General features: G+C 70.0%; 1 pseudogene. It reads right to left on the reverse strand.

The window, feature by feature from the left end:
- A pseudogene (locus MFF40_RS28500) lies at window positions 1-253 on the reverse strand (IS701 family transposase); the annotation flags it as partial.
- Window positions 254-263 lie beyond the last annotated feature (10 nt).

A 263-nucleotide genomic window follows, 5' to 3' on the forward strand; every position in this document is an offset into this window, starting at 1 on the left:
CATCCCAGCGTCCGCGCCCGAGCACCGCTTGCTGACGCCAGGGCCCGGGATCGCCAGCGGCTTCCGCCCGCATCCAACCCGTCTTGCGCCGCTCCGCGCCGAGCAGTCCGTCCAGGAATGCCCCGGTCGGGGCCGCGACCCGCTTCTGCGTAAACAGCGGGCGCAACCGTCCCTTCACCTCCCGCAGCGACGAGGCCCAGAACTCCAACGTCGCCTCGATCGAGGTCCCCGATGTCCATGATGCGCGAATCATGGTGACGCAG

This window comes from Methylobacterium mesophilicum, from assembly GCF_022179445.1.
Taxonomy (GTDB): Bacteria; Pseudomonadota; Alphaproteobacteria; order Rhizobiales; family Beijerinckiaceae; genus Methylobacterium; species Methylobacterium mesophilicum.